This window comes from Magnetococcales bacterium (assembly GCA_015231925.1).
Taxonomy (GTDB): Bacteria; Pseudomonadota; Magnetococcia; order Magnetococcales; family JADGAQ01; genus JADGAQ01.
Window position 1 is genome coordinate 1 of record JADGAQ010000279.1, and the last position, 4,053, is coordinate 4,053.

General features: G+C 62.5%; 2 protein-coding genes. One reads left to right on the forward strand and one right to left on the reverse strand.

Features of this window, described 5'->3' with window-relative positions:
* Positions 1-204 precede the first annotated feature (204 nt).
* On the reverse strand, positions 205-1,776 hold the full coding sequence (locus tag HQL56_18680; protein ID MBF0311542.1) for an MBOAT family protein: 1,572 nt from the start codon (positions 1,774-1,776) through the stop codon (positions 205-207).
* 233 nt (positions 1,777-2,009) lie between these two features.
* On the opposite strand from HQL56_18680, the gene HQL56_18685 reads away from it, so the two are divergent.
* A complete protein-coding gene (locus HQL56_18685) occupies positions 2,010-3,890 on the forward strand; it encodes a diguanylate cyclase (protein MBF0311543.1) in 1,881 nt (626 codons plus the stop codon).
* Positions 3,891-4,053: the final 163 nt, after the last annotated feature.

Genomic DNA, 4,053 nt, shown 5'->3' on the forward strand with positions numbered 1-4,053 from the left:
GCCCCCTGGATTCCCGCCTTCGCGGGAATGACGTTTTCGTGGTGGAGGAGTTGGTTGCATAACCCAGGTGCCGTTTGACGACATGTGCATTTTTAAAATGGAATTACTATATGGTATGCAAACCTGAAATGGAATGACTATAGAACTACAAACGCCCGATGACCCACCCCCCCCCGCCGGTGGTCCGGGGGGCTTTCGCCCGAGTCAGAATTGGAAATAGATGAACTCCCCCGACTGCCCTTGCAGCAGGCGAATGGTCATCCAGGCGCACGTCGCGCCCAACCCGGCGGCCAGCCAGGAGGCCGGGCGCCAATGCAGCCGCAGCCGCCCCTCGCCCCGCAACGGCGCGGCCAGACGATGCTCGATCGCCGGACCGTAGCCGTGCAGCAACTCCTGACTGTTGGGCAGCAGCCAGACGAAAAGCAACAATCCCCCCACCCAGACCAACTGCATGCCGCCGCCATAGGAGGCCGGCAAACCGAACACCACCCCATGATCCGCCAGCCAGACGCCAACGTTGCCCATCCAGGTGGCGTAATGGGCCGGCAGGACCACGCCGTTGCGTCCGATCATCCCCTCGATCACCGCCCGGGCGGCGGGAAAATGTTCGGCGCGAAAGAATACCCAGGCGACCAGCACCAGGGCGAAGGTCAACAACCGCCCGCCCCACCGCCCCCAGAATCCGAATCCGCCCCAGCCCAACCGCTGTTTCAGCTCCAGCCAGCCGTGGTTGAACACCAGATAGAGCCCGTGCAATCCCCCCCACATCACGAAGGTCCACCCCGCGCCGTGCCACAATCCCCCCAGGAGCATCACCATCATCAGGTTGAGATGACGCCGCCACGGCCCGTGACGATTGCCCCCCAGGGGAATATAGAGGTAGTCCCGCAAAAAGCGGGAGAGGGTCAAATGCCAACGCCGCCAAAAATCGATGAGGTTCACCGCCTTGTAGGGCGAATCGAAATTGATCGGCAGACGCACCCCGAACATCCGGGAGAGCCCCAGGGCCATGTCCGAGTAGCCGGAAAAGTCGAAATAAATTTGCAGCGCAAAGCAGACCGCCCCCAGCCACGCCTCCAGCAGCGAGGGGGCCGCGCCCATGGCCGCCGCCCCGAACATCCGGTCGGACCAATCCTGCATCGGGTCGGCCAGCAGGGTCTTCTTGAGCAGCCCGATGGCCAGCAGAGTCAACCCGACGGAGAGATCCCGCCAGGTTTCATCCCGCCGCCTCAGGTCGCGAAACTGGGGCATCATCTCCCGATGGTGAACCAGCGGACCGGCGATGAGGTGGGGAAAAAAGGTGACGTATAACACGAAGAGGATGAAGCTGGGTTCCTCCGCCTCGCCCCGGTGGGAATCCACCAAAAAGGTGATCTGCTGAAAGGTGAAAAAGGAGATGGCCAGGGGCAAAACGATGGTCAGATGGGGGGACGCCCCCCCGCTCAGGGCGGCGGTGGCGTCGAGAAAAAAGTTGGCGTATTTGAAATAGGCCAGATCCGCCAGATTGATCCCGACAAACAGGGCCAGCCAGCCGCCTGCTGGTCGCCCCGCCTTGCGCCGGGCCACCAGCAGGCGGCTGGCGTAAAAGTTGAAGACCATGGAGGCCGTCAGCAGCATCAGATTGCGCGGCTCCCACCAGGCGTAGAAAAAGAGCGAGGCGGCCCCGAGAAATCCCATGGCCGCCAGGGTTCCGGGCAGCCGCTGGCGCAAGGTCAGGAAGACCAGCAGCGTCACCGGCAAAAACAGGAAGAGGAAGACGGGAGAATTAAAAAGCATGGCGGAATTGTAATGAACGCCGCCCCCATTGGAAAGGCGGGGGGTGCCGTTTCCGCCACGAAAAAGCTCTCCGGTGCCGTTGTCTCGCGGGCTGCGTAACCGGACCCCACGGTGCCCCCGTTTGTGATTGTTTTTTACATTTCTATATAGAATGGATGGGATGACATGGCCTGGAGAGCGTGCTAAATATTAAGACAAATCAATTAACCGCCTCAAGGACAGCGCGAACTCCCATGCGACTCAACGCAAAAGCCACACTGGCGTCATTGATTTTAGGCGGAGTTTTGGCCGCGGTGCTGGTGGTGACCAGTCTGCTGGCCTTCCGACAATTTTCCATCGTCACGGCGCAAGAACACGTGCGCACCGCCGCCGAGGTGGTGCGGGTGAGTCTGACCGAGTCGATGATCAACGGAGTCATCGATAAACGAGAACAGTTTTTGCAACGACTCTCCGCCGTGCCCGGGGTGATTGGGGCGCGGGTGATTCGGGGCGAGGCGGTGGTGCGGCAGTTCGGTCCGGGCCTGGGCCAGGAGGAAGCCATCGACCAGACGGAAATGACGGTGCTGCAAAGCGGGATCCCCTCCTTCATCCTGGGGGAAAAGGGCGACCGTCCCACCTTCAGCGGCATTATCCCCTTTGTCGCCGACGGCCAGGGCCGCCCCAACTGCCTGGAGTGCCATCACGTGATCGCGGGCACGGTGCTGGGGGCCATCTCCATCACCCTGGCCCTGGACCGGCTGCAAGAACAGGCCCTGACCACCATCGGCGTGTTGTCAGGGGTGGTGATCTTTTTCGCCCTGCTGTTGACCCTGCTGCTGCGGCGACTCATCGCCCCGGTGGTCACCACCGCCCAGGAGGTGCAACAGGCGGTGGCCCACGCCAAACAAGGGCTGTTCACCGAGCGGCTGGAGAGCCGCAGCAACGACGAGGTGGGGCAGATCGCCAAGGATCTCAATGAGCTGATGTCCTTTCTTCAGGAAAACCTGGGGGGCATCGGCCATGACGCGGCCCACCTGATCGGCTATGACGCCCCGCCCAACACCAATCTCATCACCTACGCCACCGAGATGGTGCGGGAACTGACGGCGGTGGCCCAGTTCAAGCAATCCATCGAGGAGGATCTGACCAAGCGGGAGGTTTACGCCCGCATCGGTCGGGTGCTTACCGGCCCCTTCAGCCTGCAACGCCACACCCTGTACGAGGTGGCCGCCAGCCAAAACCACATGCGGGTGGCCTCGGTGGACGGCGACCTGGACGCCCCCATCCGCTGGTGCGAGCAGCAGATCCTCTATCAAGCCGAACATTGCCGGGCGCAACGCACCGGACGGATCATCGACTCCCAGGACGATCCTCACATCTGCGCCATGTTTCGCGGACGGGACGATTCGCCCCCCCTGGCCCACATCTGTCTGCCGGTGATCCACGGCGGATCGGTGGGCAGCGTGGTGCAGTTGGTCTTCGAACGGCGGCACGGCCATCTGACACAATTGATGGTCCCCTTCATCAAAGCCTATCTGCGGGAGTCTGCCCCCGTGGTGGAGGCCAAGCGCCTGCTGGCCACCCTCAAGGAGAACGCCCTGCGCGACGCCCTCACCGGCCTGCACAATCGCCGCTTCCTCGAAGAGTACGTGGAGACCATGCTGGCCGGGCTGCGCCGCAAGGAGGGGCGGCTGTCGGTGCTGATGCTGGATTTCGACCACTTCAAGCAGGTCAACGACACCTTCGGCCACGACGCTGGCGACACCGCCCTCAAAACCCTGGCCAAGGTGCTGCAACAGCAGGTCCGCGCCTCGGATCTGGTGATCCGCTACGGCGGCGAGGAGTTCCTGGTGGTGCTGCAAGAGACCGAGGAGTACACCGGCATGGCGGTGGCGGAAAAAATCCGTCTGGCGGTGGAGGCGATGAAAATTCCCATCGCCGGCGGGGCGTTGCAAAAAACCGTTTCCATCGGCGCGGCCCGTTACCCCACCGACAGCGACGATTTTTGGGAGGTCTCCCGCATGGCCGATCAGGCCCTGTATCAGGCCAAGGCCCAGGGACGCAATCGTTGCATCGAATACGCCCCGCCCCGCAAGGGCGGCGGCGATGCCGGGGCACCCGCCAACGCCGCCTGAGGGGGGGCGTTGGCGACCCCGTGAGTCGCTTGTTGCCGCCCATGGCGAGGTGCCATGTTGGGCGGTATAGAGATTCCATTTTAAAATTGCATATATCGCCAAGCGGCACCTGGGTTATGCAACCAACTCCCCAACCACGAAAACGTCATTCCCGCGAAAGCGG

What these genes read in the sequence shown, in the direction of transcription:
- HQL56_18685 (MBF0311543.1), top strand. Translation starts at nt 2,010, where the DNA reads ATGCGACTCAACGCAAAAGCCACACTGGCGTCATTGATTTTAGGCGGA.
- HQL56_18680 (MBF0311542.1), bottom strand. Translation starts at nt 1,776, where the DNA reads ATGCTTTTTAATTCTCCCGTCTTCCTCTTCCTGTTTTTGCCGGTGACG.